The organism is Tabrizicola sp. YIM 78059 (assembly GCF_004959785.1).
Lineage (GTDB): Bacteria > Pseudomonadota > Alphaproteobacteria > Rhodobacterales > Rhodobacteraceae > Tabrizicola > Tabrizicola caldifontis.
Window position 1 is genome coordinate 18903 of the sequence record NZ_SJZH01000003.1, and the last position, 23811, is coordinate 42713.

21 protein-coding genes and 4 tRNA genes are annotated in these 23811 nt (G+C 65.7%); 17 read left to right on the forward strand and 8 right to left on the reverse strand.

The features are described 5' to 3' along the window. Positions 1-57: 57 nt before the first annotated feature. The gene (locus EZM81_RS04740; protein WP_136644979.1) at positions 58-3519 is read left to right on the forward strand and encodes a pyruvate carboxylase; all 3462 of its coding nucleotides are present in this window, start codon (positions 58-60) and stop codon (positions 3517-3519) included. Between the two features lie 109 nt (positions 3520-3628). Here EZM81_RS04740 and EZM81_RS04745 read toward each other — a convergent pair whose 3' ends face one another. Then, complete coding sequence (locus tag EZM81_RS04745; protein ID WP_135451040.1) at positions 3629-3871, reverse strand: EF-hand domain-containing protein; 243 nt, start codon at positions 3869-3871, stop codon at positions 3629-3631. 321 nt (positions 3872-4192) lie between these two features. Between EZM81_RS04745 and EZM81_RS04750 the strand changes: the two genes are divergently transcribed. The 3 genes from EZM81_RS04750 to hisH all read left to right on the forward strand — a co-directional run bounded on the left by EZM81_RS04750 (position 4193) and on the right by hisH (position 5678). Continuing rightward, positions 4193-4267: transfer RNA gene (locus EZM81_RS04750), tRNA-Gly, on the forward strand. Positions 4268-4375: 108 nt separating this feature from the next. Further along, positions 4376-4963 carry an imidazoleglycerol-phosphate dehydratase HisB gene (gene hisB, locus EZM81_RS04755; protein ID WP_136645209.1) on the forward strand — a complete coding sequence of 196 codons (588 nt, stop codon included), beginning with the start codon at positions 4376-4378 and terminating at the stop codon, positions 4961-4963. Positions 4964-5036: 73 nt separating this feature from the next. Continuing rightward, complete coding sequence (hisH, locus tag EZM81_RS04760) at positions 5037-5678, forward strand: imidazole glycerol phosphate synthase subunit HisH (RefSeq protein WP_136644980.1); 642 nt, start codon at positions 5037-5039, stop codon at positions 5676-5678. Positions 5679-5739: 61 nt separating this feature from the next. Here hisH and EZM81_RS04765 read toward each other — a convergent pair whose 3' ends face one another. Next, positions 5740-6129, reverse strand: coding sequence for a DUF2147 domain-containing protein (locus EZM81_RS04765; protein ID WP_136644981.1), 390 nt, complete (start codon positions 6127-6129; stop codon positions 5740-5742). Between the two features lie 136 nt (positions 6130-6265). Between EZM81_RS04765 and hisA the strand changes: the two genes are divergently transcribed. Further along, positions 6266-6985, forward strand: a complete 720-nt coding sequence (hisA, locus tag EZM81_RS04770; protein WP_135451037.1) for a 1-(5-phosphoribosyl)-5-[(5-phosphoribosylamino)methylideneamino]imidazole-4-carboxamide isomerase — start codon at positions 6266-6268, stop codon at positions 6983-6985. A gap of 13 nt (positions 6986-6998) precedes the next feature. Here the strand turns inward: hisA and EZM81_RS04775 are convergent, their stop codons facing one another. Continuing rightward, entirely contained in the window at positions 6999-7922 is a 924-nt protein-coding gene (locus EZM81_RS04775; RefSeq protein WP_136644982.1) for an HNH endonuclease, read from the reverse strand. Between the two features lie 228 nt (positions 7923-8150). On the opposite strand from EZM81_RS04775, the gene hisF reads away from it, so the two are divergent. Together hisF and EZM81_RS04785 are read left to right on the forward strand one after the other, a co-directional pair. Continuing rightward, the gene (hisF, locus tag EZM81_RS04780; RefSeq protein ID WP_135451035.1) at positions 8151-8909 is read left to right on the forward strand and encodes an imidazole glycerol phosphate synthase subunit HisF; all 759 of its coding nucleotides are present in this window, start codon (positions 8151-8153) and stop codon (positions 8907-8909) included. After that, entirely contained in the window at positions 8906-9214 is a 309-nt protein-coding gene (locus EZM81_RS04785) for a phosphoribosyl-ATP diphosphatase (RefSeq protein WP_135451034.1), read from the forward strand. The genes hisF and EZM81_RS04785 overlap by 4 nt, the downstream gene beginning before the upstream one ends. 72 nt (positions 9215-9286) lie before the next feature. On the opposite strand, the gene EZM81_RS04790 is transcribed toward EZM81_RS04785, so the two are convergent. Together EZM81_RS04790 and rlmB are read right to left on the reverse strand one after the other, a co-directional pair. Continuing rightward, positions 9287-9703 (reverse strand): CoA-binding protein, encoded by a 417-nt coding sequence (locus EZM81_RS04790; protein WP_136644983.1) that lies wholly within the window; start codon positions 9701-9703, stop codon positions 9287-9289. Positions 9704-9859: 156 nt separating this feature from the next. Next, positions 9860-10657, reverse strand: coding sequence for a 23S rRNA (guanosine(2251)-2'-O)-methyltransferase RlmB (gene rlmB / locus EZM81_RS04795; RefSeq protein WP_136644984.1), 798 nt, complete (start codon positions 10655-10657; stop codon positions 9860-9862). A 120-nt stretch (positions 10658-10777) separates the two neighbouring features. Here rlmB and EZM81_RS18210 point away from each other — a divergent pair. Further along, a tRNA-Tyr gene (locus tag EZM81_RS18210) sits at positions 10778-10861 on the forward strand. 14 nt (positions 10862-10875) lie between these two features. On the opposite strand, the gene EZM81_RS04800 is transcribed toward EZM81_RS18210, so the two are convergent. Beyond that, positions 10876-11145: a hypothetical protein gene (locus EZM81_RS04800; protein WP_136644985.1), complete on the reverse strand. Its 270-nt coding sequence runs from the start codon at positions 11143-11145 to the stop codon at positions 10876-10878. Between the two features lie 309 nt (positions 11146-11454). Between EZM81_RS04800 and EZM81_RS04805 the strand changes: the two genes are divergently transcribed. Next, positions 11455-12411, forward strand: coding sequence for an arsenic resistance protein (locus EZM81_RS04805; protein WP_136644986.1), 957 nt, complete (start codon positions 11455-11457; stop codon positions 12409-12411). A gap of 46 nt (positions 12412-12457) precedes the next feature. Here EZM81_RS04805 and EZM81_RS04810 read toward each other — a convergent pair. Further along, a protein-coding gene (locus tag EZM81_RS04810) for an IS5 family transposase (RefSeq protein WP_136644987.1) occupies positions 12458-13227 on the reverse strand; the annotation gives its coding sequence in 2 pieces (ribosomal slippage) (positions 12458-12891 and positions 12891-13227; 771 coding nt in all). 261 nt (positions 13228-13488) lie between these two features. On the opposite strand from EZM81_RS04810, the gene EZM81_RS04815 reads away from it, so the two are divergent. From EZM81_RS04815 to EZM81_RS04840, 6 genes are all read left to right on the forward strand, one after another. Beyond that, positions 13489-14283 (forward strand): dimethylarginine dimethylaminohydrolase family protein, encoded by a 795-nt coding sequence (locus EZM81_RS04815; protein ID WP_136644988.1) that lies wholly within the window; start codon positions 13489-13491, stop codon positions 14281-14283. Further along, positions 14280-15254 carry a hypothetical protein gene (locus tag EZM81_RS04820; protein ID WP_136644989.1) on the forward strand — a complete coding sequence of 325 codons (975 nt, stop codon included), beginning with the start codon at positions 14280-14282 and terminating at the stop codon, positions 15252-15254. Before EZM81_RS04815 ends, EZM81_RS04820 begins: the two co-directional genes overlap by 4 nt. Before the next feature lie 189 nt (positions 15255-15443). After that, the gene (gene recJ / locus EZM81_RS04825; protein ID WP_136644990.1) at positions 15444-17183 is read left to right on the forward strand and encodes a single-stranded-DNA-specific exonuclease RecJ; all 1740 of its coding nucleotides are present in this window, start codon (positions 15444-15446) and stop codon (positions 17181-17183) included. A 61-nt stretch (positions 17184-17244) separates the two neighbouring features. Continuing rightward, positions 17245-17319, forward strand: a tRNA-Glu gene (locus EZM81_RS04830). 106 nt (positions 17320-17425) lie between these two features. Beyond that, positions 17426-18229 carry a lytic transglycosylase domain-containing protein gene (locus EZM81_RS04835; RefSeq protein ID WP_371685724.1) on the forward strand — a complete coding sequence of 268 codons (804 nt, stop codon included), beginning with the start codon at positions 17426-17428 and terminating at the stop codon, positions 18227-18229. Between the two features lie 46 nt (positions 18230-18275). Continuing rightward, positions 18276-18350 (forward strand) — tRNA-Glu (locus EZM81_RS04840). A 444-nt stretch (positions 18351-18794) separates the two neighbouring features. Here EZM81_RS04840 and EZM81_RS04845 read toward each other — a convergent pair. Then, a complete protein-coding gene (locus EZM81_RS04845) occupies positions 18795-19256 on the reverse strand; it encodes an Lrp/AsnC family transcriptional regulator (protein ID WP_135448972.1) in 462 nt (153 codons plus the stop codon). Positions 19257-19359: 103 nt separating this feature from the next. Between EZM81_RS04845 and putA the strand changes: the two genes are divergently transcribed. Both putA and EZM81_RS04855 read left to right on the forward strand, forming a co-directional pair. Next, entirely contained in the window at positions 19360-22800 is a 3441-nt protein-coding gene (gene putA, locus EZM81_RS04850) for a bifunctional proline dehydrogenase/L-glutamate gamma-semialdehyde dehydrogenase PutA (protein WP_136644991.1), read from the forward strand. A 203-nt stretch (positions 22801-23003) separates the two neighbouring features. Continuing rightward, positions 23004-23750 carry a rhomboid family intramembrane serine protease gene (locus EZM81_RS04855; RefSeq protein ID WP_136644992.1) on the forward strand — a complete coding sequence of 249 codons (747 nt, stop codon included), beginning with the start codon at positions 23004-23006 and terminating at the stop codon, positions 23748-23750. The last annotated feature ends 61 nt before the right edge of the window (positions 23751-23811 follow it).

A 23811-nucleotide genomic window follows, 5' to 3' on the forward strand; every position in this document is an offset into this window, starting at 1 on the left:
TTGCGCTGCATCGCAGCGCCCCTAATGTGCTGGGGTCCAGCCTGGGGGAGGACTGCCATGCCCGAATTCAAGAAGATCCTCGTCGCCAACCGGGGCGAAATCGCGATCCGCGTCATGCGCGCCGCGAACGAGATGGGCAAGAAGACCGTCGCCGTCTATGCCGAGGAAGACAAGCTTGGCCTGCACCGGTTCAAGGCTGACGAGGCATACCGGATCGGCGAGGGGCTGGGCCCGGTGGCGGCCTATCTCTCGATCCCCGAGATCATCCGCGTCGCCCGCATGTCCGGCGCCGACGCCATCCATCCCGGATATGGCCTGCTGTCCGAGAACCCTGATTTTGTCGAGGCATGCGACAAGGCCGGAATCACCTTCATCGGCCCGCAGGCTGACACGATGCGAGCCCTGGGTGACAAGGCCAGCGCCCGACGTGTGGCGATCGCCGCTGGCGTGCCGGTCATCCCTGCGACCGAAGTGCTGGGCGACGACATGGCCGAGATCAAGCGTCAGGCACGTGAGATCGGCTATCCTCTGATGCTGAAGGCCAGCTGGGGCGGCGGCGGGCGCGGTATGCGGCCGATCCTGTCCGAGGACGAGCTGGAGGCCAAGGTCCGCGAAGGCCGGCGCGAGGCCGAGGCCGCCTTCGGCAACGGCGAGGGCTATCTGGAAAAGATGATCCAGCGCGCCCGGCATGTCGAAGTGCAGATCCTGGGCGACAAGCAGGGCAATGTCTGGCACCTGTGGGAACGCGACTGCACCGTGCAGCGCCGCAACCAGAAGGTCGTCGAACGCGCGCCTGCACCCTACCTCACGCAGGAACAGCGCGAGGAAGTGTGCGAGATGGCCAAGCGCATCTGTTCGCATGTGAACTACGAATGCGCCGGGACGGTCGAGTTCCTGATGGATATGGACACCGGGAAATTCTACTTCATCGAGGTGAACCCCCGCGTCCAGGTCGAACATACCGTCACCGAGGAAGTGACCGGCATCGACATCGTCCAGGCCCAGATCCTGATCGAGGAAGGGAAATCCCTGCCCGAGGCGACCGGGGTAGCGTCCCAGGCCGATGTCAAGCTGAACGGCCACGCGCTGCAATGCCGGGTCACCACGGAAGACCCGCTGAACAACTTCATCCCCGACTACGGGCGGCTTACGGCCTATCGCTCGGCCACCGGCAACGGCATCCGGCTGGATGGCGGCACGGCCTATGCCGGATCGGTCATCACGCGGTATTACGATTCGCTCCTGGTCAAGGTCACGGCCCATGCCCAGACGCCGGAAAAGGCGATCGCCCGCATGGATCGCGCGCTGCGCGAATTCCGCATCCGCGGTGTGGCGACGAACATCGAATTCGTCATCAACCTGCTGAAGCACCCGACCTTCCTGGACAACAGCTACACGACCAAGTTCATCGACACGACGCCCGAGCTGTTCAACTTCAAACGCCGCAAGGACCGGGCGACGAAGATCCTGACCTATATCGCCGACATCACGGTGAACGGTCACCCCGAAACCGCCGGGCGGCCCAGGCCCCCAGCCGAGGCAAAGGCCCCGAAGCCCCCGGCACCCAAGGCCGAACCGGCCTACGGCACGCGCAACCTTCTGGAACAGAAAGGCCCACAGGCTGTCGCCGACTGGATGAAGGCGCAGACCAAGGTGCTGATCACCGACACCACCATGCGCGACGGGCACCAGAGCCTGCTGGCCACCCGGATGCGGTCGATCGACATGATCCGCATTGCGCCCACCTATGCCGCGAACCTGCCGCAGCTTTTCAGCGTCGAATGCTGGGGCGGCGCCACCTTCGACGTGGCCTACCGATTCCTGCAGGAATGCCCTTGGCAGCGTCTGCGCGATCTGCGCGCTGCGATGCCGAACCTGATGACGCAGATGCTGCTGCGCGCATCGAACGGGGTGGGCTACACCAACTATCCCGACAATGTCGTGCAGGCCTTCGTGAAACAGGCCGCCGCCAGCGGGGTGGATGTCTTCCGCGTGTTCGACAGCCTGAACTGGGTCGAGAACATGCGCGTGGCCATGGATGCGGTGATCGAGGCCGGCAAGATCTGCGAAGGCACGATCTGCTACACCGGCGACCTGCTGGATCCGGCCAGGCCCAAGTATGACATGAAGTACTACGTCTCCCTGGCCAGGGAGCTGAAGGCCGCCGGCGCCCATGTGCTGGGCCTGAAGGACATGGCGGGGCTGCTGAAGCCGGCGGCCGCCCGCGTTCTGATCAAGGCCCTGAAGCAGGAGATCGGCCTGCCGATCCATTTCCACACCCACGATACATCGGGTGCCGGGGCGGCCACGATCCTGGCTGCCTGCGACGCCGGCGTGGATGCGGTGGACGCGGCGATGGACGCCTTCTCGGGCGGCACGTCGCAGCCCTGCCTCGGCTCGATCGTCGAGGCTCTGCGCCACACGGACCGCGATACCGGGCTTGACATCACTGCGATCCGCGAGATCTCGAACTACTGGGAGGGCGTGCGCAAGCAATATGCCGCCTTCGAATCCGGGCTTCAGGCACCGGCCTCGGAGGTCTATCTGCATGAAATGCCCGGCGGCCAGTTCACCAACCTCAAGGCCCAGGCACGCAGCCTTGGGCTGGAAGAGCGCTGGCACGAAGTCGCCCAGGCCTATGCCGACGCGAACCGGATGTTCGGCGACATCGTGAAGGTCACGCCGTCCTCGAAGGTCGTGGGCGACATGGCGCTGATGATGGTGGCCCAGGGTCTGACCCGCGAGCAGGTGGAAGACCCGAACGTCGAGGTCGCCTTCCCCGATTCGGTAGTGGACATGCTGAAGGGAAATCTTGGCCAGCCCCCCGGCGGCTGGCCCGAGGGCATCCTGAAGAAGGTGCTCAAAGGTGAAAAGCCGCTGACCGACCGCCCAGGCAAGCACCTGCCCCCCGTCGATCTGGAGGCCGCGCGCCGCAAGCTGGCCAAGGATCTGCACCTTGGCGCGGAAGAGGCCGAGGGCGAGACGGTGGATGACGAGGATCTGAACGGCTACCTGATGTATCCCAAGGTCTTCATGGACTACCGTACGCGCCACCGGATGTATGGCCCGGTCCGCACTCTGCCCACCCGCACCTTCTTCTACGGCATGGAACCTGGCGAAGAGATCTCGGTCGAGATCGACCCAGGCAAGACGCTGGAGATCCGCCTTCAGGCCGTGGGCGAAACGCACGAGGACGGGGACGTGCGCGTCTTCTTCGAGCTGAATGGCCAGCCCAGGGTGATCCGGGTTCCGAATCGCGCCGTCAAGGCCAGGACCGCCGCGCGCCCCAAGGCGGCCGAGGGCAACCCCGCCCATGTCGGTGCCCCCATGCCGGGGTCGATTGCCTCGCTCGCGGTAACGCCGGGCCAGAAGGTACGGGCGGGTGATCTGCTTCTGACCATCGAGGCGATGAAGATGGAAACGGGTCTGCATGCCGACCGCGAGGCGGTCGTCAAGGCCATCCACGTGACCCCTGGTGCGCAGGTCGAGGCCAAGGATCTGCTGATCGAACTGGAATGACGTCTCGCCGGCAGCGGTTGGCACAGGCAGCCGCGTGCTCGAAGACACCCGCAGAATGGCGAAGGGCCGCCCTTACGGACGGCCCTTCCTTTCTTGCGTTCGGTCGGGATCAGGCGGCGAAGGCGCCCGAATCGACCGCTGCCTTCAGTTCCTCGGCCGACAGCTCGCCCGAACCATCGGTATCGGCAGCCTTGAACGCCTCTTCGGTCACGCTCGCATAGACAGCCTGCACTTCCGCCAGCGAATAGGTGCCGTTGCCATCGGTGTCGGCGACTTCCTTGGCCGCGTCCTCGGCAATCACAGCAGTGGCAGTCAGCGCCGAAGCGGCCAGAACGAGAGCGAACTTCTTCATCTTCATACTCCAGTTTGCGGCAACGCAGCATCTGCGGCCGCGTGCGAAGGCCCTAGTGCCTTCGGCGCGGAAGCTACTCAAATCATTATCTTTTCCAAGGGGGGTAACCTGCACGTACAGCTTGACATCACAGCCAATTTACTGCGCCTGCAAAGGCCGTTGACGCCGATTTTCGGCTGGCGCAGACAGGCCGGTTCCGCGTCGCAATGCCCCCGCCCTTGGGGTCGTGGCGGCGCGGCGGCAAGGAATTTTTTGCCTTCGTGCACTTTCCCCCTTGCAGCCGCCCGCGGCTCTTTATAAATCCCCGCTCGTCCAACCGGCGCGGGCGTAGCTCAGGGGTAGAGCATAACCTTGCCAAGGTTAGGGTCGTGAGTTCGAATCTCATCGCCCGCTCCAGTCGGACCATCACGAAGGGCGCCCAACGCGGCGCCCTTTCGCTTTTCTCGCCCCTTGCCCGATGCGCCCCAAGGGTTTACCAGCCATCTGGCAAAGCTGGAGGCCCCGATGCGCAAGGCCGAGATCACCCGCAAGACCGCCGAGACCGAGATTTCGGTCGCCCTAAACCTAGATGGCACCGGCCGCTTCGACTGCCGGACCGGCGTCGGGTTCTTCGACCACATGCTGGACCAGCTGGCCCGCCACAGTCTGATCGACCTGACCGTGCGGGCGACCGGCGACCTGCACATCGACGACCATCACACGGTCGAGGATGTGGGAATCGCCCTGGGCCAGGCGCTTGCGAAGGCACTGGGCGACAAGGCAGGGATCCGCCGCTACGGCCATTTCCGGCTGGCCATGGACGATGCACAGATCGCAACGGCGCTTGACCTGTCGGCGCGGCCCTATCTCGTGTGGACGGTCGATTTCCCTACCGCCAAGATCGGCACCTTCGATACCGAGCTCGTCCGGGAATTCTTCCAGGCGCTGGCCACCCATGGCGGGATCACGCTGCATGTGGACAAGCTGTATGGCCTGAACAGCCACCACATCGCCGAGGCCACTTTCAAGTCTGTCGCGCGCGCGCTGCGCGAGGCGGTAGAGCCCGATCCACGCCTTGGTGGTGCGCTGCCCAGCACGAAAGGCGCGCTGTGAGGGCAGCGCCGATCCGTCCGAACGCCCTTTCAGGGGCCCCCGGAACTTCCTGCACCACCCAGAGACCAGACCGATGCCCCTGACCGCGCTTGTCGATTACGATTCCGGCAACCTGCATTCGGCAGAGAAAGCCTTCCAGCGCATGGCCGGAGAGGTGGGGGGTGGCGAGATCCTCGTCACGTCCCGCCCCGAGGACGTGGTCCGTGCCGACCGTATCGTGCTACCCGGGGATGGCGCATTTCCCGCCTGTCGCGCGGCGCTGGGATCCTATGGCGGGCTGTTCGAGGCGATCGAGGATGCCGTCATCCGGCGGGCGCGTCCCTTCATGGGCATCTGCGTCGGAATGCAGATGCTTGCCTCGCGCGGGCACGAATACCGGCTGACCGAAGGGTTCGGCTGGATACCCGGCGATGTGGTGCGAATCGAGCCGACGGACCCGTCTCTGAAGGTGCCGCACATGGGCTGGAACGACCTGGTCATCGACCAGCCCCATCCCGTGCTCGAGGGTCTGAGGACTGGCGATCACGCCTATTTCGTCCACTCCTACCACTTTCGCGTGGACGACCCGGCTCACCGCCTTGCCTTCTGCGACTATGGCGGCCCGATCACGGCCATCGTCGGCCGCGACAACATCGTTGGCACCCAATTCCACCCCGAGAAAAGCCAGACGGCAGGCCTGCGTCTGATTGCAAATTTCCTGCGCTGGAACCCGTAAGCGGGCCGATGTTCCGGCCTGCCCCTTACGTTTTCGAACAAACTGGCCGGATCTGGCCTGCCTATTTCACCCGCTGCCAAACGCCGCCATCGCGGCAGATGCCCAGGACACAGCCGCGCACCGTCAGGGTATCGCCCGCGAGGGTCATGTCGCCGTTGTAGGTCTTGTTCCGATCGGGCGACCAGATTTTGCCGTCGTCATACAGCCCGTCTGGATAGGCCACCATGTCCCAGACGATGCGCTTGCCGATGTTGGGGCTGGCGATCTCCTTGCCAGTGCTGTCGAAGGCCTTGACCAGAGTGCCGCAGAAGGCCGGCCCGCAGGGCCTGATCTCGACGTGGCCGAAGTTGCCGTTGTCGTCCTTCCGGGTCTGCCAGATGCCCTCGACCGGGTCCGCCAGGGCTGCGGTGCCGCAAACCGCCAGAACAGCGGCAATCATGATGCGTTTCATGGATCCTCCTCCCGATGGTGGCCCATGCTTTGCGTCTTGCGAAAAACCGATCAAGCGTGACGTCGGGTCGCGTGCCCGCCCTTTTCATCGCCGCCGGGCCATGCGAAAGACCCGGCGTACCGCAAGGGGGCTGCCCATGATCCTCTATCCCGCCATCGATCTGAAGGATGGCCAGTGTGTCCGCCTCCTGCGCGGCGAGATGTCCGAGGCCACCGTGTTCGGCGACGACCCTGCCGCCCAGGCACTGAAGTTCCAGGCTGCCGGCTGCGAATGGCTGCATCTTGTCGATCTCAACGGCGCCTTCGCGGGCCAGCCGGTGAACGCGGCGGCGGTCGAGGCGATCCTCAGGGCGATCAGCGTTCCCGCTCAGCTTGGCGGCGGAATTCGCGACATGGCCACCATCGCCATGTGGCTGGAAAAGGGCCTTGCCCGTGTCATCCTTGGAACCGTGGCGGTCGAGAACCCCGCGCTGGTCCGCGAGGCCGCCCGCGCCTTCCCTGGCAAGGTCGCCGTGGGGATCGACGCCCGCAAGGGGCGCGTGGCCACCAGAGGCTGGGCCGAAGAGACCGACGTGCTGGCCACCGACCTGGCCCGCAGTTTCGAGGACGCAGGCGTCGCCGCGATCATCTACACCGACATCGACCGCGACGGCGCGATGCAGGGCCCGAACATTGAGGCCACCGCGGCACTGGCGCGCGCTGTCAGCATTCCCGTCATCGCCAGCGGCGGCGTTTCGCGGATGGCCGACCTGCTGGCCTTGCGCGACACCGGCGTGATCGCCGGCGCCATCTCGGGCCGCGCGCTTTATGACGGGGCGATCGACCTGGCCGAGGCGCTGGCGGCGCTGAAGGGCTGAGGCGCCTACCGCCTCAGTCCCAGGGGCGCGGCCCCTCCAGCGGCATCTGGCCGAAAACATTCTCCCGGTGCCATTTCAGGTTCTGCGGATGCGGGCGCGCGCGTGGGTCGGCCGGCAGGACCAGCCTGCCCGAGGGCACGATCAGCCGGTCCGCGACATCGCGCGGCACCTTGTTGTGCGAAACGAGGATCGAGTGGTCGTCGGCTACCGACAGAAGGCCCCGGTCGAACATCCAGTGCAGCGTGCCCGACAGGGCCAGCCCGTTCCAGACCGCATCGCTGCCCTGGTGGGCGACGGGACGAATATGCGCCGCGTTGACCTCGGGGCGCCCGCCGCCGTTCCTTAGCCGCAGGCCGGACATCGCGCAACGATAGTCATAAGCCTCGCGCACCTTCCGCCGGAAAGCCACATCGCGGTAGGGCCGGCTGATCAGCCGCTCGATCACCGGGCGCTGGAAGGGGGCCGGGGGCTCTGCCATCCCGGCGGGCTGCGGATCGTAGCGCCGGGCCTCGATCTGTTCCAGATCGGCAGGAAGGCCGGCGCGGACGATCTCGGCGAACTCGGCCTCCGGCAGGCGGCGCACCGCAAGCTGCTGTGCGCCCCCCACGATCGGGCTGCCATCCGCCGCCGCCAGGGCGGATTCGAAGGGCCGCCCGTCAGCCCGAATGCGCGGTACCTCGCGGTCGAAGTCCAGATAGCTGCCCGGCTCGACCAGCGCGAGGAACCGGCCGTCGGCTCCGGGTTTCGGGATCACGCTAGCGATCTTTGCCACCGCGAAATAGCCGCGCGCGCCGGCCTTCACCGGCTCGTAATAGACCGCCCAGTCGCCCACCCCTTGCTCCACCGTCGCCAGATAGCGGCGGGGAAAGTCGTAGACCTGGTCCGGCACGTCCTCGTAGATCGAGTCAGCCCTGTGCAGCAGAACGAGCTTTGCCATGCGTCCAGGAAAGCAGAATGCCCGGTCTGCGCAAGTCCGTTCGCAAGCCTATTGCGCTGGGGAAGGGAAGCGGGGATGGCGTCAGGCCATTGACCAAGGGGGTTCGAAATCCCTAACGCCCACAGGCAACCATTTGCTTTTGAATGACAATCCAAAAATGTCTACCGTGGACAACCTCCCGTTCAAACCCGCTTGCTTTTCCGCCCCGCCCGGGCCATTCCTGCCCCCATGCTCAAGACCCGCATCATCCCCTGCCTCGACGTGGCCGAAGGCCGCGTGGTCAAGGGTGTCAACTTTGTCGATCTGATAGATGCCGGAGATCCGGTGGAGGCCGCGCGGGCCTATGATGCGGCGGGGGCGGACGAGCTGTGCTTTCTTGACATCATGGCGACCGAGGACAATCGGGCGACCATGTATGACCTGGTGACCCGCACCGCCGAACAGTGCTTCATGCCGCTGACCGTGGGTGGCGGGGTTCGCACGCCCGAAGATGTGCGCCGGCTTCTGCTGGCCGGGGCCGACAAGGTGTCGTTCAACTCTGCCGCCGTGGCCGACCCGGATGTGGTGGCCCGCGCCGCGGACCGGTTCGGGTCGCAGTGCATCGTCGTGGCTATCGACGCCAAGACGGTCGCCCCGGGCCGGTGGGAGATCTTCACCCACGGGGGCCGCAGACCCACCGGCATCGACGCGGTGGACTTTGCCCGCACCGTCGCCGCCAAAGGCGCAGGCGAGATCCTGCTGACCTCGATGGACCGGGACGGTACGAAGCAGGGCTTCAACATTCCGCTGACCCGAACTGTTGCCGATGCCGTGGACATACCCGTGATCGCCTCGGGTGGTGTCGGCACGCTGGATCACCTGGTGGAAGGTATCGTCGAAGGCCACGCCAGCGCCGTTCTGGCCGCCTCGATCTTTCACTTCGGCACCTTCACCATCGGCCAGGCCAAGGCGCACATGGCCGCTGCCGGCATCCCGGTAAGGCTATGATGACGCTTGAAAAACTTGCTGCAACCATTGAATCCCGCAAGGGTGCGGATCCCGACGCCTCGTGGACTGCCAAGCTGCTGGCCAAGGGGCCGGAAAAATGCGCCGAAAAGTTCGGCGAAGAGGCGGTCGAGGCGATCATCGAGGCGGTGAAGGGCGACCGCGCCCGCCTGACAGCCGAAGCGGCGGATGTGCTTTATCACCTGCTTGTCATGCTGGCCGCGCGGGACGTCACGCTGCAGGAAGTTCTGGCGGAACTGGAAAGGCGCCAGGGCACCTCGGGCCTTGCCGAGAAGGCCGGGCGCTGAACCGGTTTCTTCGAAGAAATCGGACCGGAGCCTTGCAAGGCTCCGGCGCGGAATTCGGCCGAATTCCGGGGCCTAAAGACCCAGTCGGGGGATCTCAATCGCCGGGCATCGGTTCATGACGACCTTCAGTCCCGCCTGGCGCGCCCGGTTGGCCGCAGCTTCGTCCACCACGCCCAGCTGCATCCAGACGACCTTCGCACCGATGCGCACGGCTTCGTCGGCCACGGCGCCGGCTTCCTCGCTGCGGCGGAAGATGTCCACCATGTCGATCGGCGCGACCGCCGCTGCCTCGGCCAGCGATGCCGCAACCGTCTCGCCCATAGCGGCCTGTCCCGCCTGACCCGGGTTCACCGGGATCACCCGATAGCCCTTGCGCTTGAGGAAATCCGCCACGCGGTGACTTGGCCGGTCAGTCTTCGGCGACCAGCCCACCAGGGCAATGGTCCTGACGCTGCTCAGGATGTCGCGAATTTCGGCATCGGTCGGCATCGGGTCACTCCATGGAAAAAGGCGCCCAGGGGGATGCCCGGGCGCCAAGTCGCGGAACGAGGGACAGTGAAGTCAAGGACGGGGTTCCGACCCGTGCCTCCACTTCATTATGTAGAAATACGGGAACAGCATGTAAGATCTGTCGCGGCATCGTGATCACGATGTCAGGGTTCCACTGGCCGCGTAAAGCGATACCGCTGCTGCGTTCGAAACATTCAGGCTGCCGAAGGCGCCGACGAAGGGGATTCGCGCCAGAACATCGCAGGTTTCCCGCGTCTTTTCCCGAAGGCCGGGGCCTTCCGCCCCCAGAACCAGCCCGATCGGCCGCCCGCCGGTTCCCTCGACCGCCTGAGCCAGCGTTACCGGTGCCGCACCGTCCAGGCCGATCAGGGTGAAGCCCATGTCCTTCAACGCGGCCATCGCCTCGGCCAGGTTCGTCACCCGCAGATAGGGTTGCCGTTCCAGGGCGCCACTCGCCGTCTTGGCCAGCGCCCCGGTCTCGGGTGCCGAATGGTGCTTCGGCGCGATCACCGCCCGCGCCCCGAACACCTCGGCCGACCGAAGAATTGCCCCCACATTGTGCGGATCGGTCACCCGATCCAGCAGGACGACCAGCGGCAGCCCGTCGCCCGCCGCACAGACATCCTGAAACCGGCCCCAGTTAAGGGGCCTGACCTCGACCGCCGCCCCCTGATGAACCGAACCGGGGTCGATCGGAACGTTGAACCGGCGCGGCTCGACAACCTCGGGCGTCAGGCCAGAGGCCGCGACCGCCTCTGCCAGCTTGTCCAGTGCGTTTCTGGTAACGACCAGCCGAAGCTTTTCCCGCCGGGGATTCAAAAGCGCGTCGCGCACCGCATGCAGCCCGAAAAGCCAGACCGTTTCCCGCGCTTCGCGCTTTTCCCCGCGTTCCTTTTCAACCACCCAGGCCGGTTTCCTGCCACCCGCCGCCATGCCGCGCCCCCCGGAAAATCAGGCCCGGACCTTGGCGCAGCCCCAGCCCCCGATGCAAGCCGAAAACTGCCCGATCAGCTCTTGACGCCCCACTCCCCCTTGGATAGACGGACCCCCGGCGGGCGACGAGCTGCAAGGTGCGGCAGGGGACTGTAACTCCCCCGGGGAGACCCATGCCTGGTTCGATTCCAGGGTCGCCCACCATCACCCGGTGTAATTCATTGAATTAATTGAAAAAATGGCAGAGCAAGTTTTTCCACCCATCCTTTAACCCAACATCCGAAATATGACTGGCCCCTGCGAATCCCGACAATTCGGCGGGCCACGAGCAGGCGAAGGTAGCCTGCCAGCACGGACGGAAGCGGTCCGGCCACGCCGCGCGTGCCCTTGGCGGCCCTGCAAGACTCGAAGGACACGCGGCGCAGCATCTGCCTGCCGCCAAGGGACAACAGCAGGACGCAGCGGCGGCGGCGGTGATCCTCGGGCATGTCACGCGGCGGTCATCCTCGGGCATGTCAAGGCGCGCAGCCGTCAGGGCGCGGCGAGGACGGTGATCGGCGTGGGTGGGGCAGTCAAGGCTTGCCGCCGCCTGTGCCGCACCCCCTCGCGGTTTGGCCACTCGCGAGTTACGTGGAAGCTTCCAGGGGCTTGTACCTGCGGTGCTTCCTGCCCGGCGTCGCGAGAGTAAGCGGTTGAACTGTCTCGCACGATCCTCGATCATCGTACGGACACCATGATATCCCCGCATCTGCGACCCGGCCGACGGTTCGGCCGATGCGTAGCGACAGGATCTCCGAATGACGCGCCTCGATCTCGAGCGACAACAGGTCTGGATCTATCTCGCCGTCATCCTGGCAGGGCTGGGCCTGGGCTTGGTGCTGCCGGAGGCGGCCGCGCATCTCGAGGCGGCGCTCTGGCCGTTTCTGGGCATCCTGATTTTCGTGACCTTCACCCAGGTGCCGATCAACCATCTGCCAGAGGCGTTCCGCGACCGTCGCTTCATGGGCGCGATGCTCGCGGGAAATTTCGTGATCGTCCTGCTGATCGTGGCCGGGCTGCTGGTGTTCGCACCGAGCGATCCGGCGGTCCGCCTGGGCGTTCTCCTGGTGCTGCTCGTCCCCTGCACCGACTGGTACATTACCTTCACGCATCTTTCCGGCGGTGATACTTGCCGGGCGATCGCCGCCACGCCGGTGAACCTGATCGTGCAGATGGCATTGCTGCCCGTTTACCTTTGGCTCTTCATGGGATCGGCGTTTCTCGAGATCTTCGCGGTCGGTCCCATCGCGACCGTGTTCCTCACTCTGATTGTCGCGCCTTTGGTGGCGGCATGGGCACTAGAGCGATGGGTCGAGGCGCGACCCGGGCGCGATGTGGTGATGACGCGACTTGCATGGTTCCCCGTGCCATTGCTGGCGCTGATCGTCTTCCTGATTTCCGCATCGCAGGTGCAGACCGTGACCGCGTCCTTGCCTGTCCTGCCGCAGATGGCGGGCGTGTTCGTCGGGTTCCTTGTGCTGGCCTTGATGGCGGGACTGGCAATGGCACGGCTGCTCGATCTACCGCCGCGGTCGGGCCGTGCGCTGATTTTCAGCCTTGGCACGCGCAATTCCTTTGTCGTGCTACCGCTGGCGCTGGCCTTGCCGCAGGAATGGCGTCTGGCCATCGTGGTCATCGTCTTCCAGTCGCTCGTCGAACTGCTCGGCGTGCTGGTCTACCTCAAGACGGTGCCGCGGGTCTTGCCTGACAGATAAGCGAGATATGTTGCGACCAATCTCTAAGCTCCAGACTCATTGATCGTCAAAGCCAGAACAGGACAGTTGCGGCGAGGATAACGGCGGAGAGGAAGACCCTGGGGCACCTGTCGTAGCGGGTGGCGATGCGGCGCCAGTCCTTGAGCCTGCCGAACATGATCTCGATGCGGTTGCGTCGTTTGTAGCGGCGGCGGTCGTATCGGACGGGTTTGCCACGGGACTTCCTGCCCGGGATGCAGGGCCTTATCCCCCTGTCTTTCAACGCCTCCCGGAACCAGTCCGCGTCATAGCCTCGGTCGGCGATCAACCAGTCCGCGCACGGCAGGCCGCTCAGAAGGGCGGCCGCGCCCATGTAGTCGCTGACCTGGCCCGCCGTCATGAACAAGCGGATCGGGTGCCTCTTCGCATCGGTGACGGCGTGCAGTTTCGTGTTCAGCCCGCCCTTCGTGCGGCCGATCAGACCCCCGCGCTTGTCGTCGGGCCCCCCTTTTTGACCCGCAGGCTCGAAGCCGTGCGATGCGCTTTCAGGTATGTCGCGTCGATCATCACGACCTTTTCCTCACCGCCGCCGGAGGCCAGCCCCTCCATGATCCGGGCGAAGACCCCCATCCGGCTCCAGCGGATCCAGCGGTTGTAGAGCGTCTTCGGCGGCCCATACTCGGACGGTGCGTCACACCACCGCAACCCGTTGCGATTGATGAAGATTATACCGCTCAGAACGCGCCGGTCATCGACCCGCAGTCGGCCATGGCTCCCGGGAAAGAACGGCCGAAGCCGCGCCATCTGTTCGTCCGTCAGCCAGAACAACTTGCTCATCACCACCCCCGTCAGCTCGGGAGCATGAATCACACAGGCCGCCCGCCCTCACGCAGATCAATGGGTCCTGACCCAATTTGTCCCCGTATTTATTGAGTTTCTTCTCAAACAAGACGGTTAATGACGGGCTAAAGCATGGTGACGGGGGCAGGGTCGCCCACCATCTGCCAGTCATACACTCAGACAGGATGCCGCGGCGCAACGGCTTGCACCGAGCCACGGGCAGTGCGAACAAGACTGCCGAACAGCACAGGCAGGCCCATGTCCTTTTCCATTCACTTCACCCACGCCATCACCCGCCGCCCCGCTGCCAGCATCGTCCGGGGCCTGCGGGCTGTTGATACCGGCAACCCCGACCTGGCATTGATGCAGGCACATCATGACACCTACATCGCCACCCTGCGCGAGACGGGCGCGACCGTCATCGAACTGCCGCCGCTTGAGGACTTTCCCGACAGCGTCTTCGTGGAGGATACTGCACTTTGCCTTCCGCAAGGCGCCGTGGTGATGCGGCCGGGCGCGCCTTCGCGGCTGGGCGAAGCGGCGGAAATGGCGCCGCATCTGCGTGCGCTTTATGGGCAGGTGGTCGAGATCAGCGGGGCGGGCAGCTTCATCGAGGGCGGCGACATCCTGGTGACCGAACGCGAAATCCTCGTCGGCCGTTCGGCCCGGACCAATGGCGCCGGGATCGCCGAACTGACCGCCCTGGTCACCCCCTGGGGCCATACCGTGCGCGAGGTCCACACTCCCCCCGGGGTTTTGCACTTCAAGACCGACTGCTCGCTTCTGGACGTGGACACGGTGCTTTCGACCAGGCGTCTGTCGGCTTCGGGCTGTTTCACCGGCTACCGGGTGATCGACGTGGCCGAGGGCGAAGAAGCCGCGGCCAACACCATTCGTTTCAACGGCCTGGTGTTGATGCCGGCGGGTTTCCCACGCACCCGCGATACCATCGCCGCAGCAGGGTTCGACGTGCGCGAAATCGGCAATTCCGAATGCGCGAAGCTTGATGGCGGCATGTCCTGCCTGTCCCTGCGCTTTACCCCGCCGGCATGAGCTTCAACATCCTTGCCGTCGGCCAGTCCGGCCGCCTGGAATTCGAGGCAATCCTGCTGGCAGCTTCTCTGCGGCATTCCGACCCGGGGTTCACGGGCAAGCTTTGCATCGCCGAGCCGCAGCCCGGCGGAAAATGGCCCGGCGATCCGCGCATGACGCCGCGCACGCGGGCGCTGCTGGCGGATCTTGGCGCCGAGATCCTGCCTTTCAAGGCGCGGATCTTCGGCGCCGACTATCCCAACGGCAACAAGATCGAGGCCCTGCTGGCCCTGCCCGAGGGGCCTTTCCTGTTTCTGGATACCGACACGCTGGTAACCGGGCCGCTGTCCACCATTCCCTTCGACTTCACCCGTCCTTCGGCCTCGATGAGGCGCGAGAATACCTGGCCGCAAGTCGAACTTTACGGCCCGACCCTCACGCAGACGTGGAAGTCGCTCTATGACCGCTTCGGCCTGGATTTCGCATCGTCGCTCGACCCGAACCAGCCAGCGGAGTACTGGCAGCGTTTCCTTTACTTCAACGCGGGCTGGTTCTTTCATGAAAGCCCGGCGCGGTTCGGCAGCCGCTTCCTTGCCTGGGCGACAGAGATCCGCGATGCACCGCCCGCTGAACTGGTCTGCCAGGAGATCTTTCCCTGGCTCGACCAGATCGCCCTACCCCTGGTGATCCATTCCCTTGGCGGCGGGCGGCCGGGGCCGGATCTTGCGGCGCTGGACGGCAGCGCCACCTGCCACTACCGAACGCTGCCGCTGCTTTATGCCCGTGAAAGCGACCATGCCGTTGCCGTGCTGGAGGCCGTGGCGCATGACAAGACGATCCGTCAGACCCTGCGCCACTGGGAGGCAATGAAGGCGATGGTCTATCGGAACAAGGGCCGCAAGGTCAGGGCCATGTTCGATCGCGACCGCCTGCCCCGTCGCGAGCAGGTGATCCGCAACACCCTAAAGCGCGAAGGGTTCTGGATACGATAGGCTCGCTTGGCCCCAAGGCGCGGCCCCGCGTCACACGACCTGCCGGAATGATCGGACGCCGGAACGCGGGATCCGCAGGTGGATCTGCTGTATGTACCGGGATACGGTTCCACATCATCGGGTCTGGCCACACCCCTGCGCGCCGGCAGCCCCTTGCCAGTGCCGGCCCTTTGCTGCACCCCTTGGCACATGCGCCCGTTTCTTGATGTTTCTGCCTCGCTGACCGGTCGGCGCTGGACCGGCCCCACGCCCGAGGCCGACCGGCTGGCCGAGGGCATGGCCCAGTCGACGCGCCTGCCCCTGCCACTCTGCCGCGTTCTGGCCACACGGGGCATCGGCGCCGAACAGGCCCAGGGCTTCCTGTCGCCGATGCTGCGGGATCTTCTGCCCGATCCGATGACGCTGCGGGACATGGGCGTTGCGGCCGATCGCCTGCTGCGGGCGGTCAGGCGACGCGAGCGGATCGCGATCTTCGCCGATTATGATGTCGATGGCGGCGCCTCGGCCGCACTTCTGCTCACCTGGCTCAGGGCCTTCGGCCTTGGCGCCACGCTCTACATCCCCGACCGCATCGACGAGGGCTACGGGCCCAATGTTCCCGCCATGGCCCAGCTTGCCGCCGCGCATGACCTGATTCTGTGCGTGGACTGCGGCACGCTCAGCCACGAACCCGTCGCTGCGGCGCGCGGGGCGGATGTGGTCATCCTCGACCATCACCTGGCGCTGGAAAGCCTGCCGCCTGCCCTGGCGATCGTGAACCCCAATCGCCAGGACGAAAACGGCACTCTTTCCCATCTCTGTGCCGCCGGGGTCGTGTTCCTGCTGCTGGTCGAGGCCAACCGCCGTCTGAAGGCAGAAGGGCAGACCGGGCCCGACCTCATGGCGCAGCTCGACCTCGTGGCCCTTGCGACCGTCGCGGACGTTGCCCCCCTTGTCGGTGTCAACCGGGCCTTTGTGCGCCAGGGCCTGAAGGTCATGGCGCGGCGCGAACGTCCCGGTCTGCGCGCGCTGGCCGATGTCGCCCGAATGGACCAGCCGCCCACGGCCCATTCGCTGGGCTTCCTTCTGGGGCCGCGGGTCAACGCAGGCGGGCGGATCGGGCAAGCCGACCTGGGCGCGCGGCTGCTTGCCACGGACAACCAGATGGAAGCGGCCGCCCTTGCCGCCCGGCTGGATCAGCTGAACACCGACCGCCGCGAAATCACCGAAGCCGTGCGCGCCGAAGCCCTGGCCCAGGCCGAGGCCCGGGGCATGGATGGCCCCCTGGTCTGGGCCGCGGCCGAAGGATGGCATCCGGGCGTTGTCGGGATCGTGGCGGCCCGGCTGAAGGAAGCTGCCAACCGCCCTGCCGTGGTGATCGGCTTCGACGGCGAAGAAGGCAAGGGCTCGGCCCGGTCGATCCCCGGCATCGACCTTGGCGCAGCGATCCAGCGCATCGCGGCCGAGGGGCTGATCGTGAAGGGCGGCGGTCACCGGATGGCAGCCGGTCTGACCCTGACGCGGGCGCAGCTTGGCCCCGCGATGGACCGGTTGGCAGAACTCTTGGCACGGCAGGGCGCCGGTGCAGAGGGCGCACGCGAGCTGCGCATCGACAGTCTGCTGACCACGACCGCCGCGACCATCGCCCTGGTGGAAGAGGTAGAGAACGCCGGCCCCTTCGGCGCTGCGGCCCCCGCCCCGCGCTTTGCCTTCGCCGATGCCGCCGTCAGCGCGCGGCGGATCGGCGACAGCCACCTGAAGCTGGCAATCAACGACGGCAGCGGCCCGGCGCTTGACGCCATCGCCTTTGGTGCCTTCGACGGGCCGCTTGGCCCTGCGCTGATCGACCCCGGCCACCGCCGTTTTCACCTTGCCGGCAGGCTGGAACTGAACCACTGGAACGGCCGCACCCGGGTGCAGCTGCGCCTGGACGACGCAGCCGAAGCTTAGGGCGCATTTTTCCTCTTGCAGAAGCCGGGCGCAGATTCTAGACACCGCCCACCGACAGCGCGGCCCGTTCGTCTATCGGTTAGGACACCAGGTTTTCAACCTGGGAAGAGGGGTTCGACTCCCCTACGGGCTGCCACTTCACCAACATGTCAGACTGACGGCCTGCCAGGGTGAGGCCAAGTTCTTGATTGTTGTCGCCTTCCCAATAGACTGTGACAAAGTCCCCTGCACAGGTGCCTGACGTGTCCAGTCTGTTCCGCCTTTCCGCCGCCGCCCTGTTGGCCGCCCTTCCTCTCTCTGCCGGGGCCACCACCAGTTGCAGCGACACCGGCGGGCAGTATGAGGCGTGGAAAGCCGAAATGGCAGCGGTCGCCAAGGCTGAAGGGGTAGGCAAGCGCGGGATCGAGGCGCTGATGGCCTCCTCCTACTCCAAGGCCACCATCGCGGCCGACCGCAACCAGAAAAGCTTCAGGTATTCGCTGGAAAAATTCATGCAGGTTCGCGGCGCCGAGACGATCATTTCGCAGGGCCGAAACCGCAAGGCCAAGAACCCGGATTTCTACGCCGCCCTGGAGGCCCGATATGGCGTGCCCGCAGGGGTGCTGATCGCGATCCATGGCATGGAAACGGGGTTCGGCGGCTTCATGGGCGACACCAACGTTGTCTCGGCCATCGCCACCCTGACCTACGACTGCCGCCGGTCCGATTTCTTCCGGCCGCATCTGATCGGCGCGCTGAAGCTGGTCGATCAGGGCTCGATCAGCATGAAGACGGTTGGCGCGAAACACGGCGAACTGGGCCATACCCAGTTCCTGCCCGGCAATGCCCTGAAATACGGCGTGGACGGCAACGGTGACGGGGTGGTGGATTTCTACAATCTCGCCGATGCCATGGCCTCGACGGCGAATTTCCTGCGTCAGAAGGGATGGCAGCCGGGCCAGGGCTATCAGGAAGGCGAGCCAAACTTCGAAGTGATCAAGCAGTGGAACGCTGCCAAGGTCTATCAGCAGGCCATCGCGATCATGGGCGCGCGGATCGACCGCTGATTGCCCCTTGCGCCGCGCCCCGCCGCCCGGTAGGACGCCCGCCAGTGGCCCGTTCGTCTATCGGTTAGGACACCAGGTTTTCAACCTGGGAAGAGGGGTTCGACTCCCCTACGGGCTGCCACCAGTCGGATAGATCGTTCCGGATTTCGCCATTGGCGTCCCATCCCTTCNACTCCCCTACGGGCTGCCACCAGTCGGATAGATCGTTCCGGATTTCGCCATTGGCGTCCCATCCCTTCTTGCTGCCATGGGTCGGGCAGAACGCGGGACCACCCTGCCATCGCCTGTTGCGGCGCGCCAGCGCCCTCTCCGGCTCCGGCCTCGAGAAGTGCGTCTGGGCCGCCCTCGATCGCCCGGCACCGGCACGCCGGCGTTGCGGCCAGCCCGGCAGGCGCAGCCCCGCGCAATCACCGCTGGCATCCGCGCTTGCCCCCCCTCGTGGGAAGGGGCTAGGGATGGCGGCGTCCTCGCGCACGGCACGGGAATCTTGCCAAGGCTTCGCCGCAAGGCCGGCCCCCAGCCCGCCCCAAGTCGAATGAGCCTCGCATCCCCTGTGCCCGGACGTTCAGAAAACCTCCTTCACCGCCTCCATCGCCACATAGGTCGAGGTCGAAGCGACAAACGGCAGCGCGCTGATCACCTCGCCCAGCACGCGGCGATAGGACTGGATGTCTGCGGTCCGCACCTTCAGCAGATAGTCGAAGCTCGACGCCATCATGTGACACTGCTCGACCTCGGGCACCGACAGCACCGCGCGGTTGAAGGCCATCAGCGCCGATTCGCGCGTGTCGGAGAGCCGTACCTCGACAAAGGCGACATGCGACAGCCCCATGCGGATCGGGTCCAGGATCGCCCGATAGCCGGTTATCACGCCGATTTCCTCCAGCCGTTTCATCCGCGCCTGGGTCGGCGATTTCGACAGCCCGATCCGCCGCGCCAGCTCGACCGCCGGAATCCGGCCTTCGGTTTGCAGGACGCGCAGGATGGCCAGATCGAAGCGGTCCAGATCGACGCGGTCAGCCAGCATGGGAAAACCCCCGAATTCTTGACGTTTCTCCTGCATATCAGAAAAGCTTCGGGAATTCAGCCTGCCTGTTTCGATATATTCTGGTCGAAACGCGAGGTGCCCCATGACTGCCGATTCCGCCTGGTCGATCATCGAAAGCGAAACCCTGGCTGACGAAGCCGCGCTGGTCCGCCGCCTTCTGGCGGAAGCGGCGCTGGATGCCCCGGCCCGTGCCGCCATCGCGGCCGAAGGGGCCGAACTTGTCCGGCGCATCCGCGCAAGTGCGCGCCCAGGGTTGATGGAAGTCTTCCTTGCCGAGTACGGCCTTTCGACCGACGAGGGCATCGCGCTGATGTGTCTGGCCGAGGCGCTGTTGCGCGTGCCGGACGCCGAGACGATGGATGCGCTGATCGAGGACAAGATCGCCCCCTCGGACTGGGGCCGGCACCTCGGGAAATCCGCCTCCAGCCTGGTGAACGCCTCGACCTGGGCGCTCATGCTGACCGGCAAGGTGCTGGACGACCGCGAGGGCGGGATCGCCGGCGTCCTTCGCGGCGCAGTGCGCCGGCTGGGCGAGCCGGTGATCCGTACTGCCGTCGGCCGGGCCATGAAGGAGATGGGGCGCAACTTCGTTCTGGGCGAGACCATCGACAAGGCGATGGATCGGGCGGAAGAGCTTGAAGCGAAAGGCTATACTTATAGCTACGACATGCTGGGCGAAGCCGCGCGGACCGAGGCCGATGCCCGCCGCTATCATCTGGCCTATTCCCGCGCGATCACCGCGATCGCCCGCGCCGCCAAAGGCAACGACATCCGCACCAACCCGGGCATCTCGGTCAAGCTGTCCGCGCTGCATCCGCGCTATGAGGTCGCCAAGCGCGAGCGGGTGATGGAGGAGCTTGTCCCCCGCGTCCGTGCGCTGGCGACACTGGCAAAGGCGGCGGGCCTGGGCTTCAACATCGACGCGGAAGAAGCCGACCGGCTGGCCCTGTCGCTGAAGGTGATCGAGGCCACACTGTCCGACCCTGCGCTGAAGGGCTGGGACGGGTTCGGGGTTGTGGTGCAGGCCTATGGCCGCCGCGCGGGCGCGGTGATCGACTGGCTGAACGGGCTGGCCACCAGGCTGGACCGAAAGATCATGATTCGCCTTGTGAAAGGCGCCTACTGGGATGCCGAGGTGAAGCGGGCGCAGGTGCTGGGGCTGGCTTCCTTCCCCGTCTTCACGCGCAAGCAGGCGACCGATGTCAGCTACATCGCCAATGCGCGCAAGCTTCTGGGCCTGACCGACCGGATCTATCCGCAGTTCGCCACGCACAACGCCCATACCGTCGCCGCCATCCTGCACATGGCGCGTGAGATGGGGGTGACACCGCTTGACTATGAATTCCAGCGTCTGCACGGCATGGGGGAACGGCTGCACGACATCGTGCTGACCGATCAGGGCACGCGCTGCCGGATCTATGCCCCGGTTGGCGCGCACCGTGACCTGCTGGCCTATCTTGTTCGCCGTCTGCTGGAGAACGGGGCGAATTCCAGCTTCGTCAACCAGATCGTCGATGAGGACGTGCCCCCGGAACAGGTAGCCGCCTGCCCGCTGACAGCGGCTGAAACGCTGGCGATTCCGAATCCGGCGCTGAAGACGGGGCCCCAGCTTTTCGCGCCCCGTCTCAACTCGCGCGGCTGGGATCTGACTGATGCGGCCGATCTTGCTGCCATCGAGGCCGCTCGCACGCCCTTTGTCGCGGTTCAGTTCGAAGCTGCTCCGCGACTGGCGGGCCGCGTCGCAGGCGGGCAGCAATTGCCGGTGCTGAACCCTGCGACGGGTGAGGTTGTCGGCCATGTCACCGTTGCCGGGCAGCCCGATGTGGATACAGCCCTGCGCCTTGCGGAACCCTGGTCCGCCGCTGCGCCGGAACGCGCCACGGTGCTGAAACGCGCAGCCGACAGGCTTGAGGCCGATTTCGGACGCATCTTTGCCCTTCTGGCGCGCGAGGCTGGAAAGACCCTTCCCGATGCCGTCGCCGAACTGCGTGAGGCCGTGGATTTCCTGCGTTACTACGCAGAAGGTGCAGCAACGCTGGTCCACCCTGCGCGGGGTGTCTTCGCCTGCATCAGCCCCTGGAACTTTCCGCTGGCCATCTTCTGCGGTCAGATCGCAGCGGCGCTGGCCGCAGGCAATGCGGTGCTGGCCAAGCCCGCCGAACAGACCCCGCTGATCGCCGCCCTGGCCGTAGATCATCTGCTGGCGGCCGGCGTCCCCGCGACCGCGCTGCAACTTCTGCCCGGTGATGGTGCCGTGGGAGCGGCCCTGACGCGCGATGCACGGGTGAACGGCGTGGCCTTTACCGGCTCGACCGAAACGGCGCAGGCCATCCGCCGCGCCATGGCCGAACATTTGGACCCCACCGCGCCGCTGATTGCGGAAACCGGGGGGCTTAATGCAATGCTGGTGGATTCGACGGCATTGCCGGAACAGGCCGTGCGTGACATTCTGGCCTCCAGCTTCCAGTCGGCCGGCCAGCGCTGCTCGGCCCTGCGCTGCCTTTATGTGCAGGAGGACGTGGCCGAAACCGTTTCCGAAATGCTGTTCGGCGCGATGGACGATCTGGCGCTGGGCGATCCTTGGCGGCTTGACACCGACATCGGGCCAGTGATCGACAGCGAAGCTCAGGGGTCGATCCGCGCCTACGTCGATGCGGCCCGCGCCGAAGGCCGGGTGCTGAAGGAACTTGTTCCGCCCCTGCACGGCACCTTCGTCGCCCCCACCGTGCTTTCGGTAAACGGAATCCAGGACATGCCGCGCGAAATCTTCGGACCGGTGCTGCATGTCGCCACCTTCAAGGCAACCGAGATCGATGCAGTGATCGACCGGATCAACGCCACGGGTTACGGGCTGACCTTCGGCCTGCATTCCCGGATCGATGACCGCGTGCAGCGGATCGTGGACAGGCTGCACGCCGGCAACGCCTATGTGAACCGCAACCAGATCGGCGCTGTCGTGGGCAGCCAACCCTTCGGTGGCGAAGGACTTTCCGGCACCGGGCCAAAGGCGGGCGGTCCGCATTACCTGACGCGCTTCACCGTGGCGCCCGCCCCCTTGGCCACTGACGACGGCTCCTCCACGACAGCCGCCGAGGTCACCCGCGCGCTTGCCGCCCCTTTGCCCGTGGTGGCGCCAGAGGTCATCGACCTGCCCGGACCCACGGGCGAATCGAACCGCCTCAGCCTGACGCCCCGCGCCCCGCTGATCTGTCTGGGGCCTGGCCGCGCAGCGGCCCTGGCCCAGGCAGAAACGGTCCGCAAGCTTGGCGGCCATGCGGTCGAGGCGCCAGGCCTGGCCCCCGAGGCGCTGGCTGGACTGCACGGTTTTGCCGGTGCGCTTTGGTGGGGAGAGGCCGCGCGGGGCCGGGCCTATGCACAGGCCCTGGCCGCCCGGCCCGGCCCTATCCTGCCGCTGATCGCAATGCCGGATCGAGGCCATGTCGCGATCGAGCGGCATCTGTGCATTGACACCACGGCATCAGGCGGCAATGCACAACTGCTGGCTGCCGCAGGAGAAGGCTGAGTGTCCGCACGGAAGCGATGCGCCAGGCAGGCTGAAGGCGGGACGATGCAAGGCGGCCCGGCGGGCAGGGCGCGGCTGCGTTCCGGCCCGGAACCTCCAACGGTGCGGCCTTCACCGGTGGCATGCCTGCGAAAGCCGCGCTGGGCCTGCGGGTGCCCCCGCAAGGCTTGACGCAACCGGACCTATGGGTGAGTCTTGCACCCATGTTCCCGATCCGCGACCACAACCCTTCGGGCAGAACGCCCTATGTGACGATCGCGCTGATCGCCATCAACATATTGGTTTTCCTAGGTTATTTCCCAAACAGCACAGATTACGGGCTGGACAGGTTCTTCGTGCAGTGGGGTCTTGTGCCCGCGCGCGTCATGGCGGGACAGGGGTATGAGACCTTCCTGACGTCGATGTTCCTGCATGGCAGCTGGATGCACCTTCTGGGCAACATGCTGTTTCTATGGATCTACGGCGACAACCTTGAGGAAGACATGGGCCATCCCGGCTTCCTTGCCTTCTACCTGGCCGCAGGGCTGGCGGCGGCGGGGTTGCAGACCTTGGCCGATCCTGGTTCACGCATTCCGATGGTGGGGGCTTCGGGGGCGATCGCGGGGGTGATGGGGGGATACCTTCTTCTGTATCCAAGGGCGAAGGTCGATGTCCTGTTCATCATCGTGATCTTCTTCCGCATCATTGCCATTCCGGCCTGGATCGTGCTGGGCGTCTGGTTTGCGATCCAGATCTTCGGTGGCCTGAACACGCCCGGCGACATGGGCGGCGTGGCCTATTGGGCCCATGCAGGAGGATTCGTGGCAGGGCTGGTGTTGACCCTGCCGGTCTGGCTGCGGCGTGGTGGGGCGACCTACTGGGAAAAGACCCACGGTCACCCGCCGCACCCCGAAACGCAGTTTCGTGCCGCCCGGTCGAATGTGCCCCTGATCCGCCGCAGACGGAACTAGGCCGGGGGGCCTCCTCGTGCAGCTGCGTCTTCTCGTCGGTGTTACCTGCGGGCTGGGCCGC